This is a genomic window from Ectopseudomonas alcaliphila (genome assembly GCF_900101755.1).
GTDB classification, from domain to species: Bacteria; Pseudomonadota; Gammaproteobacteria; order Pseudomonadales; family Pseudomonadaceae; genus Aquipseudomonas; species Aquipseudomonas alcaliphila.
On record NZ_FNAE01000006.1, the window covers coordinates 181,041 to 200,961 of the forward strand.

Below are 19,921 nucleotides of genomic sequence, written 5' to 3' on the forward strand. Positions count from 1 at the left end.
GGAAAATTTCCCGGCAATAACAATGAACCCGCAGAGGTAGCCGCAATGAAACACACCGGTCTTCGCCAGCCTTTCCTCCTCACCGCGCTGTGCGCGGCGATGCTGTTGCCGTCCGCCGCCGCGCTGGCGGTCACCGACGCCGAGATTCTCAAGGATGCCACCACCACCGACGAGATCGTCACCAACGGCCTCGGCCTGCAGGGCCAGCGCTATAGCCCGTTGAACATCCTCAACGAGCAGAACGTCAAGGAACTGCGCCCGGTGTGGACCATGTCCTTCGGCGGCGAGAAGCAGCGCGGCCAGCAGGCGCAGCCGCTGATCAAGGACGGCGTGATGTACGTCACCGCCTCCTATTCGCGGGTGTTCGCTGTCGATGCGCGCACCGGTCGTGAGTTGTGGCAATACGAGGCGCGTCTGCCGGACGATATCCGCCCCTGCTGCGACGTGATCAACCGTGGCGTCGCCCTGTATGACGACCTGGTGATCTTCGGCACCCTGGACGCCAAACTGGTGGCGCTGAACAAGGACACCGGCAAGGTGGTGTGGCGCAAGAACGTCGCCGATCACAAGGCGGGCTACTCGATCACCGCGGCGCCGCTGGTGGTCAATGGCAAGCTGATCACCGGCGTGTCCGGTGGCGAGTTCGGCGTGGTCGGCAAGATCGAGGCCTTCGATCCGAAGAACGGCGAGCTGCTGTGGAGCCGCCCGACTGTGGAAGGCCATATGGGTTACGTCTACAAGGACGGCAAGGCGGTCGAGAACGGCATCAGCGGTGGCGAGGCCGGCAAGACCTGGCCGGGCGACCTTTGGAAGACCGGCGGCGCCGCGCCCTGGCTGGGCGGCTACTACGACGCCGACACCAATCTGCTGCTGTTCGGCACCGGCAACCCGGCCCCGTGGAACTCGCACCTGCGTCCTGGCGACAACCTCTACTCGTCCTCGCGCCTGGCGCTGAACCCGGACGACGGCAGCATCAAGTGGCACTTCCAGACCACTCCGCACGACGGCTGGGACTTCGACGGCGTCAACGAGCTGATCTCCTTCGACTACCAGGAAGGCGGCAAGACCGTGAAGGCGGCGGCCACTGCCGACCGTAACGGCTTCTTCTACGTGCTCGACCGCACCAACGGCAAGTTCATCCGCGGTTTCCCCTTCGTCGACAAGATCACCTGGGCCAAGGGCCTGGACAAGAACGGCCGGCCGATCTTTGATGACAGCAACCGCCCGGGCTCGCCGAGCGCGGCGGAGAAGGGCACGAGCGTATTCTCCGCACCGGCCTTCCTTGGTGCGAAGAACTGGATGCCGATGGCCTACAGCCAGGACACCGGACTGTTCTACGTGCCGTCCAACGAGTGGGGCATGGACATCTGGAACGAAGACATCGCCTACAAGAAAGGCGCGGCCTACCTGGGCGCCGGTTTCACCATCAAGCCGCTCAACGAGGACTACATCGGTGTGCTGCGCGCCATCGATCCGAAGACCGGCAAGGAAGTCTGGCGCCACAAGAACTACGCGCCGCTGTGGGGCGGGGTGCTGACCACCAAGGGCAACCTGGTGTTCACCGGCAACCCGGAAGGCTACCTGCAGGCGTTCAACGCCAAGACCGGCGAGAAGGTCTGGGAATTCCAGACCGGTTCGGGTGTGATCGGCTCGCCCGTGACCTGGGAAATGGACGGCGAGCAGTACGTCTCGGTGCTGTCCGGCTGGGGCGGGGCGGTGCCGCTGTGGGGCGGCGAGGTGGCCAAGCGCGTCAAGCACCTGAACCAGGGTGGCATGCTGTGGACCTTCAAGCTGCCTAAGGAGCTGGTGGCCAAGCGCTGATCGGTTGAAGTGGCAGACGATGGCCGGACTCTGTCCGGCCATCGTCGTTTCTGGAGTCTGTCGGATGGCACTGAGCTGCTGCGAAATACCACGGTGGATTTTTGCGTTTGGGAACGCAAGAGCAGGGGAACGGGTCTAGCCTTTAGCTTCCACAGCCTCGTACCTCGCTGCCAAAAGCCCGTGCCAGACCGCTCTACTACCAAATGACTAGGTGATCTGTGCCATGGGCGCATACCGAGGTTTCAGGGGGCTTCCTAAGATCGAACCATGACTCGCTTCCCCGATTGGCAGCGGGCTCCGACAACAAGAGAGGTCAGCATCATGATTTACGCGAAACCGGGTTCCGCAGGCGCCGTCGTCACCCTCAAGCCGCGCTACGGCAACTACATCGGCGGCGAGTTCGTCGCCCCGCTGAGCGGCCAGTACTTCAGCAACACCAGCCCGGTCGACGGCTCGGTGATCGCCGAATTTCCCCGTTCCAACGCCGCCGATATCGACAAGGCGCTGGACGCCGCACACGCTGCTGCCGACGCCTGGGGCCGCACCAGCGTGCAGGAACGCTCGCACATCCTGCTGAAGATCGCCGACCGCATCGAAGCCAACCTCGAGCTGCTGGCCGTGGCCGAGACCTGGGACAACGGCAAGGCTGTGCGCGAAACCCTCAACGCCGACGTGCCACTGGCCGCCGACCATTTCCGTTACTTCGCCGGCTGCATCCGTGCTCAGGAAGGCAGCACCGCCGAGATCAACGACGGCACCGTGGCCTACCACTTCCACGAGCCGCTGGGCGTGGTCGGGCAGATCATTCCGTGGAACTTCCCGCTGCTGATGGCTGCCTGGAAACTGGCTCCGGCCCTGGCTGCCGGTAACGCCATCGTGCTCAAGCCCGCCGAGCAGACTCCGCTGTCGATTACCCTGCTGATGGAGGTCATCGGCGACCTGCTGCCGCCGGGTGTGCTCAACATCGTCCAGGGTTTCGGTCGCGAAGCCGGTGAAGCGCTGGCCACCAGCAAGCGTATCGCCAAGATCGCCTTCACCGGTTCCACCCCGGTCGGCTCGCACATCCTCAAGTGCGCTGCCGAGAACATCATCCCGTCCACCGTCGAGCTGGGCGGCAAATCGCCGAACATCTTCTTCGCCGACATCATGAATGCCGAGCCGGCCTTCATCGAGAAGGCCGCCGAGGGCCTGGTGCTGGGCTTCTTCAACCAGGGTGAGGTGTGCACCTGCCCGTCGCGTGCGCTGGTGCAGGAGTCGATCTACGACGCCTTCATGGTCGAGGTGATGAAGAAGGTCAAGCAGATCAAGCGCGGCAACCCGCTGGACACCGAGACCATGGTCGGCGCCCAGGCCTCGCAGCAGCAGTTCGACAAGATCCTCAGCTACCTGGAGATCGCCCAGCAGGAGGGCGCGCAGGTGCTCACCGGCGGCGCGGCCGAGCGCCTGGACGGGGATCTGGCCAGCGGTTACTACATCCAGCCGACCCTGCTCAAGGGCACCAACAAGATGCGCGTGTTCCAGGAGGAAATCTTCGGCCCGGTGATCGGCGTGACCACCTTCAAGGACGAAGCCGAGGCCCTGGCGATTGCCAACGACACCGAGTTCGGCCTGGGTGCTGGTGTGTGGAGCCGCGACATGAACGTCGCCTACCGCATGGGCCGCGCGATCAAGGCCGGTCGCGTCTGGACCAACTGCTACCACCTGTACCCGGCGCACGCCGCGTTCGGTGGCTACAAGAAGTCCGGTGTCGGCCGCGAAACCCACAAGATGATGCTCGACCACTACCAGCAGACCAAGAACCTGCTGGTGAGCTACGACATCAATCCGCTGGGCTTCTTCTGATAGCCAGCACACGATCTGCTGCGCGTCGGCCCTACTGCGTTAGAAACAGGCTCGGCAGGCCGCTTGCGGCCAACGCACTTCAGTGCGGCCCCGGAGGGGCGAGCGAAGCGAGTCATGCGGACAAAAGTACAGTCGCCCGCGACTCCGACCGTTCCTCGCCTGTTTCTGCCTTGTAGGTCTCTAGCTCGCGAGATCGTGAGCAGGCTCTGACCTAATCGCGGCGCGCTCGCTCCGGCGCGCCGCCTTTGCACGGCGAAGGACCCTACCCGGGTGGATCTGCGGGCAGCCATGAGCCTGAACGGCAGCAGATCCTTATCGCGACGCGGCTTCGGCCGCGTTTTTTATTGGCGCATGTTTCATAGCCGACAATGACAGGAACCTTCGAGGCGCGATCCATGCCTACTAATAGCGTTACCTACCAATGCCAGTGCCGACTCATCCCAAAGTACCATTTGGCCTCTTGCCTGGCGGGGGCTTAATGAGGGTGCCGGAATGCCCCGGTACCATAAAAAGAGGACCGCATCATGTGGACTAAACCCGCTTACACCGATCTGCGTATTGGCTTCGAAGTAACGATGTATTTCGCCAACCGTTGATTGCTCCTGGCCCCGGCTCGTCCGGGGCATCCCGCTGGTGACCCCCATGCATATCCAGATTCTCGGTTCCGCCGCAGGCGGTGGCTTCCCTCAATGGAACTGCAACTGCCGCAATTGCCGTGGCGTGCGGGCCGGCTCCCTGCGCGCGCAACCGCGTACGCAGTCGTCCATCGCCATTTCCGATGACGGCGAGCAATGGATCCTGTGCAACGCTTCGCCGGACATTCGCGCGCAGATCGAAGCCTTCCCGGCGCTGCAGCCAGCGCGCAAGCTGCGCGACACGGCGATTGCCGGCATTGTTCTGCTCGACAGCCAGATCGACCACTGCACGGGCCTGCTGACCCTGCGCGAAGGCTGTCCGCATCAGGTCTGGTGTACCGAGATGGTGCACCAGGATCTGACCACCGGTTTTCCGCTGTTCAATATGCTCAGCCACTGGAACGGTGGCCTGCAGCACCGCCTGATCGAGCTGGATGCCAAGCCCTTCGGCATTCCGGCATGTCCGGCGCTGAGCATCACCGCCATCGCCCTGCGCAGCAGCGCGCCGCCGTATTCGCCACACCGGGGCAATCCGCACCCGGGCGACAATATCGGCCTGTTCATCGAGGATCGGCGCAGCGGCCGCAGCCTGTTCTACGCCCCCGGTCTCGGCCAGGTGGACGAGCAGTTGTTGAGCTGGATGCGCCGCGCCGACTGCCTGCTGGTGGATGGCACCCTCTGGCGCGACGACGAAATGCGCGTGTGCGAGGTCGGCGACAAGCTCGGCAGCGAGATGGGCCACCTGTGCCAGAGCGGCCCGGGCGGCATGATCGAGGTGCTCGACGGTTTGCCGTCGGCGCGCAAGATCCTGATCCATATCAACAACACCAACCCGATTCTCGACCTGGACTCGCCCGAGCGTGCCGAACTGGACGCTCACGGCATCGAGGTCGCGTTCGATGGCATGAGCATCGTTTTGTAGGCTGTGCGCACCGGGGAGTTCTGATGAGCCAAGCTGCCATGACACCTGCCGAATTCGAGCAGGCGCTGCGCGCCAAGGGCGCGCTGTACCACATTCATCACCCGTTCCATCGCGCCATGTACGAAGGGCGCGCCACCCGCGAGCAGATCCAGGGCTGGGTGGCCAATCGTTTCTACTATCAGGTCAACATCCCGCTGAAGGATGCGGCGATCCTCGCCAACTGCCCGGATCGCGAAACCCGGCGCGAGTGGATTCAGCGCATCCTCGACCACGACGGTGCGCCCGGCGAGGAGGGCGGTATCGAGGCCTGGCTGCGCCTGGCCGAGTCGGTCGGCCTCGACCGCGAGCAGGTGTTGTCGCAGGAGCTGGTGCTGCCCGGCGTGCGCTTCGCCGTCGATGCCTACGTCAACTTCGCCCGCCGCGCCAGTTGGCAGGAGGCAGCCAGCAGCTCGCTGACCGAGCTGTTCGCGCCAACCATCCACCAATCGCGCCTGGACGCCTGGCCGCAGCACTACCCGTGGATCGATGCGGCCGGTTACGACTACTTCCGCAATCGCCTGAGCCAGGCGCGCCGCGATGTCGAGCACGGCCTGCGCATCACCCTTGAGCACTACCGCACCCGTGAGGCTCAGGAGCGCATGCTGCAGATTCTGCAGTTCAAGCTGGATGTGCTGTGGAGCATGCTCGATGCCATGAGCATGGCCTACGAACTGCAGCGCCCGCCGTATCACACGGTGACCGCCGAGCGTGTCTGGCATCGGGGGATCGCACTATGAGCCTCGAGCAAGCGATGCGCACGGTTGAGTGTTTTGTAGGGTGCGCCACGCGCACCAGTCAGGAGCCCGAACAATGACTGCCGTCATCCTGCCCAACGTACCTGCCATCCGCCGCGGCTTTCGCCTGCAGTTCGAGCCAGCCCAGGGCTGCCATGTGCTGCTCTATCCGGAAGGCATGATCAAGCTCAACGACAGCGCCGGCGAGATTCTCCAGCAAATCGACGGCAAGCGTTCGGTGGCTGAGATCATTGGCAACCTGCACCAGCGCTTCCCCGATGTGCCTGGTATCGACGAAGACATTCTTGCCTTCATGGAGGTAGCCCATGCTCAGTTCTGGATCGAGCTTCGCTAAAGCAGGTCATGAACCAGGGCCACCGCTGTGGCTGCTGGCCGAGCTGACCTACCGCTGCCCGCTACAGTGCCCGTACTGCTCCAACCCGCTGGATTTCTCCCGGCAGGGCGCCGAGCTCAGCACCGCCGAATGGATCGAGGTGTTTCGTCAGGCCCGTGAGCTGGGCGCGGCGCAGCTGGGGTTTTCCGGCGGCGAGCCGCTGGTGCGCCAGGATCTGGCCGAGCTGATCGCAGCGGCGCGCGGCCTGGGCTACTACACTAACCTGATCACCTCCGGTATCGGCCTCACCGAAGCACGCATCGCCGAGTTCGCCGATGCCGGGCTCGATCATATCCAGATCAGCTTCCAGGCCGCCGACGAGGAGGTGAACAACCTGCTGGCCGGCTCGAAGAAGGCCTTCGCGCAGAAGCTGGCCATGGCCCGTGCGGTCAAGGCCCACGGCTATCCGATGGTGCTCAACTTCGTCACCCACCGGCACAACATCGACAATATCGAGCGCATCATCGAGCTGTGCCTGGAGCTGGAGGCGGACTTCGTCGAGCTCGCCACCTGCCAGTTCTACGGCTGGGCGGAACTCAACCGCGCTGGATTGCTGCCGACCCGCGCGCAACTGGAGCGCGCCGAGCGCATCACCAATCAATGGCGCGACAAGCTGGCGGCCGAGAACCATCCGTGCAAGCTGATCTTCGTTACCCCGGACTATTACGAGGAGCGCCCCAAGGCCTGCATGAACGGCTGGGGCAATCTGTTTCTCGACATCACCCCCGATGGCACCGCGCTGCCATGCCATAGCGCGCGGCAGCTGCCGGTGCAGTTTCCCAACGTACGCGAGCACAGCCTCTCGCATATCTGGCGCGATTCGTTCGGCTTCAACCGCTTTCGTGGCGACGACTGGATGCCCGAGCCATGCCGCAGCTGCGATGAGAAGCACAAGGATTTCGGTGGCTGTCGCTGCCAGGCCTTCATGCTCACCGGCGATGCCAGCAACGCCGACCCGGTGTGCAGCAAGTCTGCGCACCATGGCGTGATTCTCGCCGCGCGCCAGCAGGCCGATGAGGCGCCGCTGGGGCTGGATGCCCTGCAGTACCGCAACGAGAAGGCCTCGCGGATCATATGCAAAGCCTGACCGGTACCGACTCGATCTGGAGCGCCGAACAGGCTGCGGCCGCCAGCGCCGACTTCGCCGAGCTGCATGCTGCCCATGGCGGTGTGCTGTGGGTGGCGTTCGATCCCGCTCAGGCGCGTTGCGGGCTGTTCTTCTGCCGCGACGGCGCCGTGTGTGAGCTGACGCCGCCGGGGTTTTCCGTGCAGAGCCGCGTCTACGAGTACGGTGGTGGCGCGTGCTGTGCCACCGAGCAGGGGGTGGCCTTCGTCAACGAGCGCGATCAGCAGATCTACCATCTGCCGGTGGGGCGTTCCGTAGGAGCGGCTTTAGCCGCGAATCTTGCTGATTCAAGAGAAATCGCGGCTGAAGCGGAATGCCGCCCAGCCGCTCCTACGAATATTGAGCCGCAGGCGCTGACGACTCGCGTCAATTGCCGCTACGGCGATTTGTCCTTCGTGCCCGCCTGGCAGGCGCTGCTGGCGGTCGAGGAAAGCCATGAAGGCGATGCGGTGGTGCATCGCCTGGTGCGCATCGGCCTGGCTGGCAAGCGCGATGTGTTGGTCGAGGGGGCTGACTTCTACGCGGCCCCGGTGGCCGACGGCACGGGCCTGCGCCTGGCCTGGATCGAGTGGGATCGCCCGCATCAGCCCTGGGTCGCCACGCGCCTGTGCCAGCGTGAGTCTGGTGAACGTACCCGCGTGCTGGCCGGCGAGGCGGGCGATCGATCTCTGCAGCAGCCGCGTTACGATGCTCAGGGCAGGCTCTGGGTGTTGAGCGACAAGGCCGGCTGGTGGCAGCCCTGGTGCCTCGATAGCGAAGCGCAACCCCAGGGTGGTTCCTACGATCATGCATCCGCGCCCTGGCAATTGGGCGGCCGCACCTATCTGCCGCTAGAGAATGACGAGCTGCTGTTGATGCGTTTCGAGCAGGATGTCGGCGCGCTGGTAGGGTACGCCGCGCGCACCAATTCGTTGGGTGCCGAGACCGCTGGTGCGCACGGCGCACCCTACGGAACAGCAATCGTGACGCGGCGGCTGGCTGAAGATTTCACCCGCTTCCGCTCCCTGGCTGCCGACAGCGAATATTTCTACTGCATCGCTGCCGCACCGGATCGGTTGCCGGCGGTGCTCGCCATTCGCCGCCGCGATGGCGCACTGCGAATACTCGCCGGCGGCGAGCAGCCCTTGCCCGAAATACAGCTTTCCCGCCCCGAGGCCCTGAGCTGCGAGGTAGGGCAGGGCGAACAGTGCCATGGTTTTTTCTATGCGCCGATTGATGGGCCCGAGCGCCCGCCGCTGGTGATCTTCCTGCACGGCGGGCCGACCTCGGCCTGCTACCCGGTGTTCGATCCGCGCATCGCCTTCTGGACATTACGCGGCTATGCCGTGCTGGATCTCAACTATCGCGGCAGCAGTGGTTATGGTCGCGACTATCGCCTGCGTCTGGCTGGTCAGTGGGGCGCGCTGGAGGTCGAGGACATTCGCGCCGCCATAGAAGCCCTGGCCGGCGAGGGGCGTATCGATCCTCGGCGCGTGTTCGTACGCGGTGGCAGCGCCGGCGGCTTCAGCGCATTGCGGGCGCTTGCCGAGCTGCCACAACTGCGTGGCGGTGCCAGTCTCTACGGCGTCAGTGATCCGCTGGCACTGCGTCGGCTGACCCACAAGTTCGAGGCGGATTATCTGGACTGGCTGATCGGCGACCCGGAGCAGGATGCCGAGCGTTATCAGCGCCGCACGCCCCTGTTGCAGGCCGAACGGATCAAGGCACCGGTGATTTTCTTTCAGGGCGCGCTGGATGCGGTGGTGGTACCGAGCCAGACCGAAACCATGGTCGAGGCCCTGCGTCAGCGCGGTTTGCCGGTGGAATATCACCTGTTCGCCGAAGAACGCCATGGTTTCCGTCAGGCCGCCAATCTGGCCGATGCGCTGCGCGCCGAACATGCCTTCTATCAGCGCCTGAGCTGATCGCAGGTCGCATTGCATAAACCCGGCAATGCAGTAGGCTGATCGCCATTCCATAACAAGAAATTTCAGGCCGTTGTATGAGCCACGATTTGAGTCAGCTGCGAAAGTTCGTTTCCCCCGAGATCATCTTCGGCGCCGGTTCCCGGCATAACGTCGGCAACTACGCCAAGACCTTTGGTGCGCGCAAGGTGCTGATCGTCTCCGATCCCGGTGTGGTCGCCGCCGGCTGGGCCAGCGATGTCGAGGCCAGCCTGCAGGCTCAGGGCATCGCCTATTGCCTGTATACCGGCGTCTCGCCCAACCCGCGGGTGGAAGAGGTAATGACCGGCGCCGAGCTGTATCGCAGCGAGGGCTGCAACGTCATCGTCGCCGTCGGTGGCGGCAGTCCGATGGACTGCGCCAAGGGCATCGGCATCGTCGTCGCCCATGGCCGCAGCATTCTCGAATTCGAAGGCGTGGACACCATCCGCGTGCCCAGTCCGCCACTGATCCTGATCCCCACCACCGCCGGCACTTCGGCCGATGTGTCGCAGTTCGTGATCATCTCCAACCAGCAGGAGCGGATGAAGTTTTCCATCGTCAGCAAGGCGGTGGTCCCGGACGTGTCCTTGATCGACCCGGAAACCACCCTGAGCATGGACCCGTTCCTCAGTGCCTGTACCGGCATCGACGCCCTGGTGCATGCCATCGAGGCGTTCGTGTCCACTGGCAACGGCCCGCTGACCGACCCGCACGCGCTGGAGGCCATGCGCCTGATCAACGGCAACCTGGTGCAGATGATCGCCAACCCGGCCGATATCGCCCTTCGCGAGAAGATCATGCTCGGCAGCATGCAGGCCGGTCTGGCGTTCTCCAACGCCATTCTCGGTGCGGTGCATGCCATGAGCCACAGCCTGGGCGGTTTCCTCGACCTGCCGCACGGCCTGTGCAATGCGGTGCTGGTCGAGCATGTGGTGGCCTTCAATTACAGTGCTGCGCCGGAGCGCTTCAAGGTGATTGCCGAAACCCTGGGCATCGACTGTCGCGGACTCAATCACGCACAGATTCGCCAGCGCCTGGTCGAGCATCTGATCGCCTTCAAACACGCCATGGGTTTCCGCGAGACGCTCGGCCTGCATGGCGTGGGTGTTTCGGATATCCCGTTCCTGTCCAGTCATGCCATGGACGATCCGTGCATCCTGACCAATCCGCGTGAATCGACCCAGCGCGATGTCGAGGTGGTGTATGGCGAGGCGCTCTGACGAAGCGCTGGCCGGGCTGCTCGGCCTCGGTAGCCAGTCGGCGCGCAAGAGTCACTACCCGGAGCTGCTGGCGCGTCTGGAAGAACTGGAGACCGAGCGCAACCGCTACAAATGGCTGTTCGAGCACGCGGTGCACGGCATCATCCAGGCCAGCCTGCAGGATGGCGTGCTGGCGGCCAACCCGGCGATGGCGCGCATGCTCGGCTATGACGACCCGCAGCAGGTGCTGTGGTCGCCGGCCGATCTGGCCCGGCATCTGTTCGTCGGTGGTTTCGACGAGCTGGAGGTGATTCGCCAACAGCTGAGCCAGGGGCAGGTGTTGCTGGGTTACGAGACGCGCCTGCGCAGGCGCGATGGCAGCACCATCGATGTGCTGATGAACCTGCTGCTCAAGCCCGAAGGCGAGGGCGTTTTCGAAGGCTTCGTCGCCGATATCACCGAGCGCAAGCAGGCGCAGCAGCGTCTGCAACAACTCAATGACGAATTGGAGCGCCGCGTCGCTGCGCGCACCTTCGAGCTGCTCGAGTCCAACCGCAACCTGCAACGGCAGATCGAAGAGCGCGAACGTATCGAACTGGCTCTGCGCGAGGCCCGTGACGCCGCGGAGGCCGCCAATCGCAGCAAGGACAAGTACCTGGCCGCAGCCAGTCACGACCTGCTGCAACCGCTGAATGCCGCGCGCTTGCTGATCTCCACGCTGCGCGAACGTGAACTGCCGAGCGCCGAGCAGAATCTGGTAGAGCGCAGTCACCTGGCGTTGGAGGGCGCCGAGGATCTGCTCGCCGATCTGCTGGATATCTCCAAGCTGGATCAGGCCGCGATCAAACCGGACGTCGATGTTTTCAGTCTCGAAGAGTTGCTGGCGCCGCTGGCCTCGGAGTTCGAAAGCGTCGCCAGTGCCAGTGATTTGCGTCTGCGCGTACGCATCGCTGACTACGCGGTAAGCACCGATTTCCGGCTAATGACGCGCATCCTGCGCAATTTCCTCAGCAACGCCTGCCGCTATACCGAGCGCGGTGGCGTGCTGCTGGGCGCTCGGCGCCGCGGCGCATTCGTCGAGCTGCAGGTGTGGGACAGCGGTCGCGGTATCGCGGCTGATCAACTGGACAAGATCTTCCTCGAGTTCAATCAGCTCGAAGTCGGTCGCGCCGCTGAGCGCAAGGGCGTCGGTCTGGGCCTGGCGATCGTCGAGCGTATCGCGCGCATGCTGGGGTGCCCGGTGCAGGTTCGTTCGCAGCCTGGGCGCGGTTCGGTGTTCAGCATTCTTGTCCCGTTGGCGCAGACGCGGCCACCGCGCCAGGTGCCGTCCGTGGCGCAACCGGTTCTCGGCAATCCCTTGCCGGGCCGACGTCTGCTGGTGATCGACAACGAAGTCGATATCCTGCACAGCATGGCTGCGCTGCTCGGGCAATGGGGCTGCGAGGTGGTGACCGCTGTCGATCTTCCCGAGGCGTTGCAGCGTCTGCAGGGCCGGGCGCCAGAGGTGATCCTGGCGGATTTTCACCTCGATCATGGCGTGCTCGGTTGTCAGGTGATTCAGCAAGTACGCGAGGCGTTTTCCAGATCGATCCCTGCGTTGATCATCAGCGCCGATCGCAGTGATGCCTGTCGTCGCGAGCTGCAGGCCCTGGGCGCGCCTTTGCTGAACAAACCCGTCAAACCAGGCAAGCTGCGCGCGGTGCTCAGCCAGCTTCTGATGGAAACGTGAACGGCCGCAGACTGACGGACTGAACCTGAGCGATTTTAATGCTGTCTATTGGCTACCTCGTCCCTCAGGAGATAACCACAATGACAATTTCCATGAACCCCGTTATGCGCCGTCTGGCAGCCATTACCGCACTGTTTCACCTGCTGCTGGTGGTGCAGATTCCTGCCGCGAATGCGGCGATGGTCGGCACTCACGAGGTGATCGCCGAGCAGCAGCACAAGGTCGATCAGCAGCAACTGATGGCCATGCTCGACGACGAGCAGGTGAAGGAGAAGCTGGTGGCCATGGGCGTCGACCGTGATCAGGTCGAATCGCGTATCGCCAGCCTGACCCCGGCCGAGCTGGCGCAGTTCAACCAGCAGCTGGATCAGGCGCCGGCAGGTGCGGGGGTGGTCGGCATCATCGTGTTGTTTCTGGTGATCTTCATCATCACTGATATGCTGTGCGCCACCAACATCTTCAATTTCGTCAAATGCATAAATCGCTGATTCGCCTCTGCTGTATCGCTTCGATCGTTCTACTCACAGCCTGCGCTCGGTCTCCGGTGTTATCACCGGAGGCCGAGCGTCTGCCTGAGCGGGTAGAACTCACCGACGTTCCTTTCTTCCCTCAGGACGCCTTCCAGTGTGGGCCGGCGGCTTTGGCCACCATGCTCAACCAGCGTGGCGTGCTGACCACACCGGGCGCGCTCAAGGACAAGGTCTACATCCCCAGCCGTGAAGGCAGCCTGCAGGTGGAGATGGTCGCCGCCGCGCGCAATCACGAAATGCTGGTGTATCCGCTGCAACCACGCCTGGATGCCGTGTTGGCCGAAGTGGCTGCCGGTAACCCGGTGCTGGTGCTGCAGAACCTGGCGTTCGACTTCTACCCGCAGTGGCACTTCGCGGTGGTGGTTGGCTATGACCGTCGCGAGCGCACGCTGATTCTGCGCTCTGCCACCACGCGCCGGCTTGAAGACAGCTTCGCCAGCTTCGACAGAACCTGGGCGCGGGGTGGGCGCTGGGCCGTCGTCACCTTGCCACCTGAGCGTCTGCCGGCGCAGGCCGATGTCCACACCTGGATGAAGGCTGCCAACGACCTGGAGCAAACCGGCAACGCGCAGGCGGCGCGGCGTGCCTATCGCCGCGCCGCCGAGGCCTGGCCGGAGCAATCGCTGCCCTGGTTCGCCCTGAGCAACAGCCGTTATGCCGATGGTGATCGTAAAGGCGCGGAGCAGGCGCTGCGTGAGAGTCTGAAGCGCGAGCCGGATTTCGCGGCTGGTTGGTTCAACCTGTCGCAGGTGCTGGGGGAACAGAATTGTGCCGCTGAGGCGCAGCAGGCGCAGGCCTGTGCGCAGCGTCTGGCGCCAGAGGATGCGCGATTCGCCGCGCCGCCCAGGACGAGCGGTTCCGCTGGGCAGTGCCAGGCCTTGCCGGTCTGTCCATGAAGCACATGAAAACGGCGCCCTCGGGCGCCGTTTTCATTGTGTGCAGGGCGATCACACGCCGAGCTTGTCACGCAGCGTGTAGTACCAGGCGCCGATGGCGCTGAACGGCACCTGGAACAGGCGACCGCCCGGGAAGGGGTAGTGCGGCAACCCGGCGAAGGCATCGAAGCGCTCGGCCTGACCACGCAGGGCTTCGGCCAGTACCTTGCCGGCCAGGTGGGTGTAGGTCACGCCATGGCCGCTGCAGCCCTGCGAGTAGTAGATGTTGTCGCCGATGCGGCCGACCTGCGGCAGGCGCGACAGGGTCAGCAGGAAGTTGCCGGTCCAGGCGAAGTCGATCTTCACGTCCTTCAGTTGCGGGAAGGTCTTGAGCATCTTCGGGCGGATGATCGCCTCGATGTTGGCCGGGTCGCGCGCCCCATAGACCACGCCGCCACCGTAGATCAGGCGCTTGTCGCCAGTCAGACGGTAGTAGTCGAGCAGGTAGTTGCAGTCTTCTACGCAGTAGTCCTGCGGCAACAGGCTAGCCGCGACTTCGTCGGACAGCGGCTCGGTGGTGATCACCTGAGTGCCGCACGGCATCGACTTGGACGCCAGTTCCGGTACCAGATTACCCAGATAGGCGTTACCCGCGACCACCACGAACTTGGCCTTGATTCGACCTTCCGGGGTATGCACCACCGGGTTGGCGCCGCGGTCGATGCGGGTAGCAGGGGACTGTTCATAGATCACACCGCCGAGCGATTCGACCGCAGCCGCTTCGCCGAGCGCCAGGTTCAGCGGATGGATATGGCCGCCGCTCATGTCCAGCATGCCGCCAATATAGTTCTCGGTGGCAACGACTTCGCGGATGCGCGCCGCATCCATCAGTTCCAGTTGGGTATGGCCGTAGCGCTCCCACAGTTTCTTCTGCGATTCCAGGTGCCCCATCTGCTTGGCAGTCAGCGCCGCGAACACGCCGCCATCCTTCAGGTCGCATTTAATGTCGTACTTGGCGATGCGCTCACGGATGATTCGCCCGCCCTCGAAGGCCATCTGTCCGAGCAATTGCGCCTGCTTGGGGCCGACCGTCCGCTCGATCACGTCGATGTCGCGACTGTAGCTGTTGACGATCTGTCCGCCATTACGACCCGACGCACCGAAGCCGACCTTGGCCGCTTCGACGATGCTCACCTTGAAGCCGTTCTCCAGCAGGAACAACGCAGTGGAAAGACCGGTGTAGCCCGCACCGATGATGCATACATCGGTTTCCACTTCGCCTTGCAGGGTAGGGCGCTGTGGGACGGGGTTGGCTGAAGCGGCATAATAGGATTGTGGATAGGCCGTGTGCGCCATTTTGAACCTCTGTTCTTTATTTTTTACGAATGAACCGATGCTACCTGAGTTGAAAATAGCCGGCTAGTGTCCGTGCAAAATATTCAACGATCCGGTTTCGATAAAAAATTGGCCTATTTCAGTGAGTTAGCGAAAAAATCTGTTGACGGCCAAAAAGATCTGCGTAGAATGCGCACCCATCGAAGGCACATAGCTCAGTTGGTTAGAGCACCACCTTGACATGGTGGGGGTCGTTGGTTCGAGTCCAATTGTGCCTACCAAATCGATAAAAAGGGGTCGCTAAGCGACCCCTTTTTTATTGCCCGATTTTTTCGGGCGATGATGCATCAGGTTTTTGCGTGTTTTGTTTCAAGCGGCAGCTTGTCAGGGCTCAGGCTTTCTGAAAGCATCCGCACTCTTTTACTTCCAGTGACTCTGGTTCGGACTGGTTGGCCTTCGGGCTCCTGCCATCGTTAGGTGGGTATACCGCTGAATCGCTTCCTGGCTCATCCCAACCCACGTGACCTTTGGTAGGGGTCACCACTAGGAGAGGAGGCGCCATGCCCATCATTACTCTTCCCGACGGCAGTCAGCGTTCGTTCGATCATCCGGTATCCGTGCTGGAGGTCGCGCAGTCCATTGGTGCAGGCCTCGCCAAGGCCACCCTGGCTGGCAAGGTAAACGGCAAGCAGGTCGATGCCTGTGATGTGATCGATGCCGATGCCACCCTGCAGATCATCACGCCGAAAGACGAAGAGGGGCTGGAAATCATCCGCCACTCCTGTGCTCACCTGGTAGGGCATGCCGTCAAGCAGCTGTATCCGAACGCCAAGATGGTGATCGGGCCGGTCATTGACGAAGGCTTCTATTACGACATCGCCATCGATCGTCCCTTCACGCCGGAAGATATGGCGGCCATCGAAAAGCGCATGGCCGAGTTGATCGAGAAGGACTACGACGTCATCAAGAAGATGACGCCGCGTGCCGAGGTCATCGAGCTGTTCAAGTCGCGTGGCGAGGAATACAAGCTGCGTCTGATCGACGACATGCCGGACGAAACGGCCATGGGTCTGTATTTCCATGAAGAGTACGTCGACATGTGTCGCGGTCCGCACGTGCCGAACACGCGTTTTCTCAAGGCATTCAAGCTGACCCGTATTTCCGGTGCCTACTGGCGCGGTGACTCGAAGAACGAGCAGCTGCAGCGTGTATACGGCACGGCCTGGGCGGACAAGAAGCAGCTGGCTGCCTATATCCAGCGCATCGAAGAGGCCGAGAAGCGCGATCACCGTCGCATCGGCAAGCAGCTGGATCTGTTCCACCTGCAGGAAGAAGCGCCGGGCATGGTGTTCTGGCACCCCAATGGCTGGACTGTCTATCAGGTGCTGGAGCAGTACATGCGCCAGGTGCAGCGTGAGAACGGCTACGTCGAGGTGCGCACGCCGCAAGTGGTCGATCGCATTCTCTGGGAGCGCTCCGGGCACTGGTCCAACTACGCCGAGAACATGTTCACCACGGCTTCGGAAAACCGCGACTACGCGGTCAAGCCGATGAACTGCCCGTGTCACGTACAGATCTTCAATCAGGGCCTGAAGTCCTACCGCGACCTGCCGCTGCGTCTCGCCGAATTCGGTGCCTGCCACCGCAACGAGCCGTCCGGTGCACTGCACGGCATCATGCGCGTGCGTGGCTTCGTGCAGGACGACGCGCACATCTTCTGCACCGAAGATCAGGTGAAGAAAGAGGCGGCCGACTTCATCAAGCTGACCCTGCAGGTCTATGCGGACTTCGGTTTCAGTGATATCGCCATGAAGCTCTCGACCCGTCCTGCCAAGCGTGTTGGCTCCGACGAACTGTGGGATCGCGCCGAAGGTGCGCTGGCCGAGGCGCTGAATGAATCCGGTCTGGCCTGGGAATATCAGCCGGGCGAGGGTGCCTTCTACGGTCCGAAGATCGAATTCACCCTGCGTGATTGCCTGGGTCGTAACTGGCAGTGCGGTACGCTGCAGTACGATCCGAACCTGCCGGAGCGTCTGGACGCCAGCTACATCGCCGAAGACAACAACCGCAAGCGTCCGGTCATGTTGCACCGTGCGATCCTTGGTTCGTTCGAGCGTTTCATCGGGATGTTGATTGAGCACTACGCCGGTTCTTTCCCGGCTTGGCTCGCTCCAACCCAGGCGGTGATCATGAATATCACCGACAAGCAGGCCGATTTTGCCCGGGAAGTCGAGAAAACTCTCAATCAAAGCGGTTTTCGTGCCAAGGTTGACTTGAGAAACGAAAAGATCGGCTTTAAAATCCGCGAGCATACCTTGCTCAAGGTTCCCTATCTCTTGGTTATTGGAGATCGGGAAGTCGAGACTCGATCCGTTGCTGTCCGTACCCGTGAAGGCGTCGATCTGGGCTCTCTGCCCATCGAGCAGTTCGCCGCACAGTTGCAGCAAGCGGTTTCCCGGCGTGGTCGCCAAGATTTGGAGTAATAACTATTAAGCGTGAAATGAGACAGGACAAGCGGGCCGCCCCTAAGGCGCCGATCAACGAAAACATCACCGCTCGTGAAGTGCGCCTGATTGGTGCAGATGGCGAGCAGATCGGTGTTGTTTCGATCGATGAGGCATTGCGCGTGGCTGAAGAAGCCAAGCTGGATCTGGTAGAGATCTCGGCTGATGCAGTACCGCCAGTTTGCCGCATCATGGACTACGGCAAGCACCTGTTCGAGAAGAAGAAGCAGGCTGCTATCGCCAAGAAGAACCAGCACCAGCAGCAGATTAAAGAAATCAAGTTTCGTCCAGGGACGGAAGATGGGGATTACCAGGTAAAACTACGCAACCTGGTACGTTTCCTTGAAGACGGGGACAAGGCCAAGGTATCTCTGAGATTCCGCGGTCGTGAGATGGCTCACCAGGAACTGGGTATGGAGCTGTTGAAGCGGGTCGAAGCTGACCTCGCTGAAATCGGCACCGTAGAACAGCATCCTAAGCTGGAAGGACGCCAGCTGATGATGGTCATCGCACCCAAGAAGCGTAAATAATCTACCGGGCACTGGCAGGCCTGATGGTTATCAGTTGTTAATGAATGCGGAGTACAAAACATGCCAAAAATGAAAACCAAGAGCGGCGCTGCGAAGCGCTTCCTGAAGACTGCTACAGGCTTCAAGCACAAGCACGCTTTCAAGAGCCACATCCTGACCAAGATGTCCACGAAACGTAAGCGCCAGCTGCGTGGCAGCTCGCTGATCGGTCCGTCGGACAAAGCTAAAGTCGAGCGCATGCTGCGCGTTCGTTAATCGGTCAAGATACTTAGAGGTAATTACTCATGGCTCGTGTTAAGCGTGGCGTTATCGCTCGTGCTCGTCACAAAAAGATTCTGAAACTGGCTAAAGGCTACTACGGCGCTCGTTCGCGTGTGTTCCGTGTTGCCAAGCAGGCTGTCATCAAGGCTGGTCAATATGCCTACCGTGACCGTCGTCAGAAAAAACGTCAGTTCCGCGCACTGTGGATCGCTCGTATCAACGCTGGTGCTCGCGTCAACGGTCTGTCCTACAGCCGTCTGATCGCTGGCCTGAAGAAAGCGTCGATCGAAATCGACCGTAAGGTTCTGGCTGATCTGGCAGTGAACGAAAAAGCGGCGTTTGCTGCGATTGTCGAGAAAGCTAAGGCCGTTCTGGCTTAAGTCCCCCGACAATCACCGGGTTCGCCCGGTGGCAACGTCAAAGATAGGGGAAGAGCCTTAACAGCTCTTCCCCTATTTCGTATCTGGAGTCTGTAAATGGAAAATCTGGATGCATTGGTCTCGCAAGCGCTTGAGGCCGTGCAACGAAGTGAAGATGTCAATGCCCTGGAACAGCTCCGGGTTCAGTACCTTGGCAAGAAAGGCGAGCTGACCGCCCTGATGCAGACTCTGGGCAAGCTGTCGGCCGAAGAGCGCCCGCAGGCTGGCGCCCTGATCAACACTGCCAAGAATCAGGTACAAGACGCCCTGAATGCCCGCAAATCCGTGCTTGAGCAGGCTCTGCTCGCCGAGAAGCTGGCGTCCGAGCGTGTCGACGTGACCCTGCCAGGCCGTGGCCAGGCTTCTGGTGGTCTGCACCCCGTCACTCGCACGCTCGAGCGTGTCGAGCAGTTCTTCACCCATATCGGTTACAGCGTTGCCGAGGGGCCGGAAGTCGAAGACGACTACCACAACTTCGAAGCGCTCAACATCCCCGGCCACCACCCGGCGCGGGCGATGCATGACACCTTTTATTTCAATGCGAACATGCTGCTTCGCACCCACACCTCGCCGGTTCAGGTGCGCACCATGGAATCGCAGCAGCCGCCGATCCGCATCGTCTGCCCCGGCCGCGTCTATCGCTGCGACTCCGATATCACTCACTCGCCGATGTTCCATCAGGTCGAAGGCCTGCTGGTCGACGAGGACATCAGCTTCGCCGACCTCAAGGGCACCATCGAGGAGTTCCTCCGCGTGTTCTTCGAGAAGCCTCTGGGCGTGCGTTTCCGTCCGTCTTTCTTCCCCTTCACCGAGCCGTCTGCCGAAGTCGACATGCAGTGCGTGATGTGCTCCGGCAAGGGCTGTCGCGTCTGCAAGCAGACCGGCTGGCTGGAAGTGATGGGCTGCGGCATGGTGCACCCGAACGTGCTGCGCATGAGCGGCATCGACCCGGAAAAATACTCCGGTTTCGCCTTCGGTATGGGCGTCGAACGCCTGGCCATGCTGCGTTATGGCGTCAACGACTTGCGCCTGTTCTTCGATAACGACCTGCGGTTCCTGGCGCAATTTCGCTAGCAGCCGCCCCTCGTGATCGAATTCGTT

The 19,921-nt window shown here is 62.2% G+C and carries 18 protein-coding genes and 1 tRNA gene; 18 read left to right on the forward strand and 1 reads right to left on the reverse strand.

What is annotated here, in order from left to right; all coding sequences use genetic code 11:
- The first annotated feature begins 45 nt into the window (after positions 1-45).
- The 12 genes from BLR77_RS18550 (at position 46) to BLR77_RS18605 (ending at position 13,792) form a co-directional block, all read left to right on the forward strand.
- Positions 46-1,821 carry a methanol/ethanol family PQQ-dependent dehydrogenase gene (locus BLR77_RS18550; RefSeq protein WP_074680575.1) on the forward strand — a complete coding sequence of 592 codons (1,776 nt, stop codon included), beginning with the start codon at positions 46-48 and terminating at the stop codon, positions 1,819-1,821.
- Positions 1,822-2,142: 321 nt separating this feature from the next.
- Positions 2,143-3,663 (forward strand): acetaldehyde dehydrogenase ExaC, encoded by a 1,521-nt coding sequence (exaC, locus tag BLR77_RS18555; RefSeq protein WP_074680577.1) that lies wholly within the window; start codon positions 2,143-2,145, stop codon positions 3,661-3,663.
- 524 nt (positions 3,664-4,187) lie between these two features.
- Positions 4,188-4,259, forward strand: a complete 72-nt coding sequence (gene pqqA, locus BLR77_RS18560) for a pyrroloquinoline quinone precursor peptide PqqA (RefSeq protein WP_003243383.1) — start codon at positions 4,188-4,190, stop codon at positions 4,257-4,259.
- Between the two features lie 46 nt (positions 4,260-4,305).
- A complete protein-coding gene (pqqB, locus tag BLR77_RS18565; RefSeq protein WP_074680579.1) occupies positions 4,306-5,220 on the forward strand; it encodes a pyrroloquinoline quinone biosynthesis protein PqqB in 915 nt (304 codons plus the stop codon).
- A 23-nt stretch (positions 5,221-5,243) separates the two neighbouring features.
- Entirely contained in the window at positions 5,244-5,996 is a 753-nt protein-coding gene (gene pqqC / locus BLR77_RS18570) for a pyrroloquinoline-quinone synthase PqqC (RefSeq protein ID WP_074680581.1), read from the forward strand.
- A 73-nt stretch (positions 5,997-6,069) separates the two neighbouring features.
- Complete coding sequence (gene pqqD / locus BLR77_RS18575) at positions 6,070-6,348, forward strand: pyrroloquinoline quinone biosynthesis peptide chaperone PqqD (protein ID WP_074680583.1); 279 nt, start codon at positions 6,070-6,072, stop codon at positions 6,346-6,348.
- A complete protein-coding gene (pqqE, locus tag BLR77_RS18580; RefSeq protein WP_074680585.1) occupies positions 6,320-7,474 on the forward strand; it encodes a pyrroloquinoline quinone biosynthesis protein PqqE in 1,155 nt (384 codons plus the stop codon). The genes pqqD and pqqE overlap by 29 nt, the downstream gene beginning before the upstream one ends.
- Positions 7,462-9,417 carry a S9 family peptidase gene (locus BLR77_RS18585; RefSeq protein ID WP_074680587.1) on the forward strand — a complete coding sequence of 652 codons (1,956 nt, stop codon included), beginning with the start codon at positions 7,462-7,464 and terminating at the stop codon, positions 9,415-9,417. Before pqqE ends, BLR77_RS18585 begins: the two co-directional genes overlap by 13 nt.
- 77 nt (positions 9,418-9,494) lie before the next feature.
- The gene (gene ercA / locus BLR77_RS18590) at positions 9,495-10,658 is read left to right on the forward strand and encodes an alcohol dehydrogenase-like regulatory protein ErcA (RefSeq protein ID WP_074680589.1); all 1,164 of its coding nucleotides are present in this window, start codon (positions 9,495-9,497) and stop codon (positions 10,656-10,658) included.
- On the forward strand, positions 10,642-12,366 hold the full coding sequence (locus tag BLR77_RS18595) for a hybrid sensor histidine kinase/response regulator (RefSeq protein WP_074680591.1): 1,725 nt from the start codon (positions 10,642-10,644) through the stop codon (positions 12,364-12,366). Before ercA ends, BLR77_RS18595 begins: the two co-directional genes overlap by 17 nt.
- Positions 12,367-12,446: 80 nt before the next feature.
- Positions 12,447-12,854, forward strand: coding sequence for a PA2779 family protein (locus BLR77_RS18600; RefSeq protein ID WP_074680593.1), 408 nt, complete (start codon positions 12,447-12,449; stop codon positions 12,852-12,854).
- Positions 12,839-13,792 carry a PA2778 family cysteine peptidase gene (locus BLR77_RS18605; RefSeq protein WP_238380592.1) on the forward strand — a complete coding sequence of 318 codons (954 nt, stop codon included), beginning with the start codon at positions 12,839-12,841 and terminating at the stop codon, positions 13,790-13,792. Before BLR77_RS18600 ends, BLR77_RS18605 begins: the two co-directional genes overlap by 16 nt.
- Positions 13,793-13,843: 51 nt before the next feature.
- Here the strand turns inward: BLR77_RS18605 and BLR77_RS18610 are convergent, their stop codons facing one another.
- Positions 13,844-15,127 (reverse strand): NAD(P)/FAD-dependent oxidoreductase, encoded by a 1,284-nt coding sequence (locus tag BLR77_RS18610; protein WP_074680597.1) that lies wholly within the window; start codon positions 15,125-15,127, stop codon positions 13,844-13,846.
- A gap of 183 nt (positions 15,128-15,310) precedes the next feature.
- Between BLR77_RS18610 and BLR77_RS18615 the strand changes: the two genes are divergently transcribed.
- From BLR77_RS18615 to pheS, 6 genes are all read left to right on the forward strand, one after another.
- A tRNA-Val gene (locus tag BLR77_RS18615) sits at positions 15,311-15,387 on the forward strand.
- 279 nt (positions 15,388-15,666) lie between these two features.
- A complete protein-coding gene (gene thrS / locus BLR77_RS18625) occupies positions 15,667-17,589 on the forward strand; it encodes a threonine--tRNA ligase (protein ID WP_074680599.1) in 1,923 nt (640 codons plus the stop codon).
- Entirely contained in the window at positions 17,589-18,140 is a 552-nt protein-coding gene (gene infC, locus BLR77_RS18630) for a translation initiation factor IF-3 (RefSeq protein WP_174578087.1), read from the forward strand. The genes thrS and infC overlap by 1 nt, the downstream gene beginning before the upstream one ends.
- A gap of 60 nt (positions 18,141-18,200) precedes the next feature.
- A complete protein-coding gene (rpmI, locus tag BLR77_RS18635; RefSeq protein WP_003461222.1) occupies positions 18,201-18,395 on the forward strand; it encodes a 50S ribosomal protein L35 in 195 nt (64 codons plus the stop codon).
- Between the two features lie 29 nt (positions 18,396-18,424).
- The gene (rplT, locus tag BLR77_RS18640; protein ID WP_003461224.1) at positions 18,425-18,781 is read left to right on the forward strand and encodes a 50S ribosomal protein L20; all 357 of its coding nucleotides are present in this window, start codon (positions 18,425-18,427) and stop codon (positions 18,779-18,781) included.
- Between the two features lie 96 nt (positions 18,782-18,877).
- Entirely contained in the window at positions 18,878-19,894 is a 1,017-nt protein-coding gene (gene pheS / locus BLR77_RS18645; protein WP_074680603.1) for a phenylalanine--tRNA ligase subunit alpha, read from the forward strand.
- Positions 19,895-19,921 lie beyond the last annotated feature (27 nt).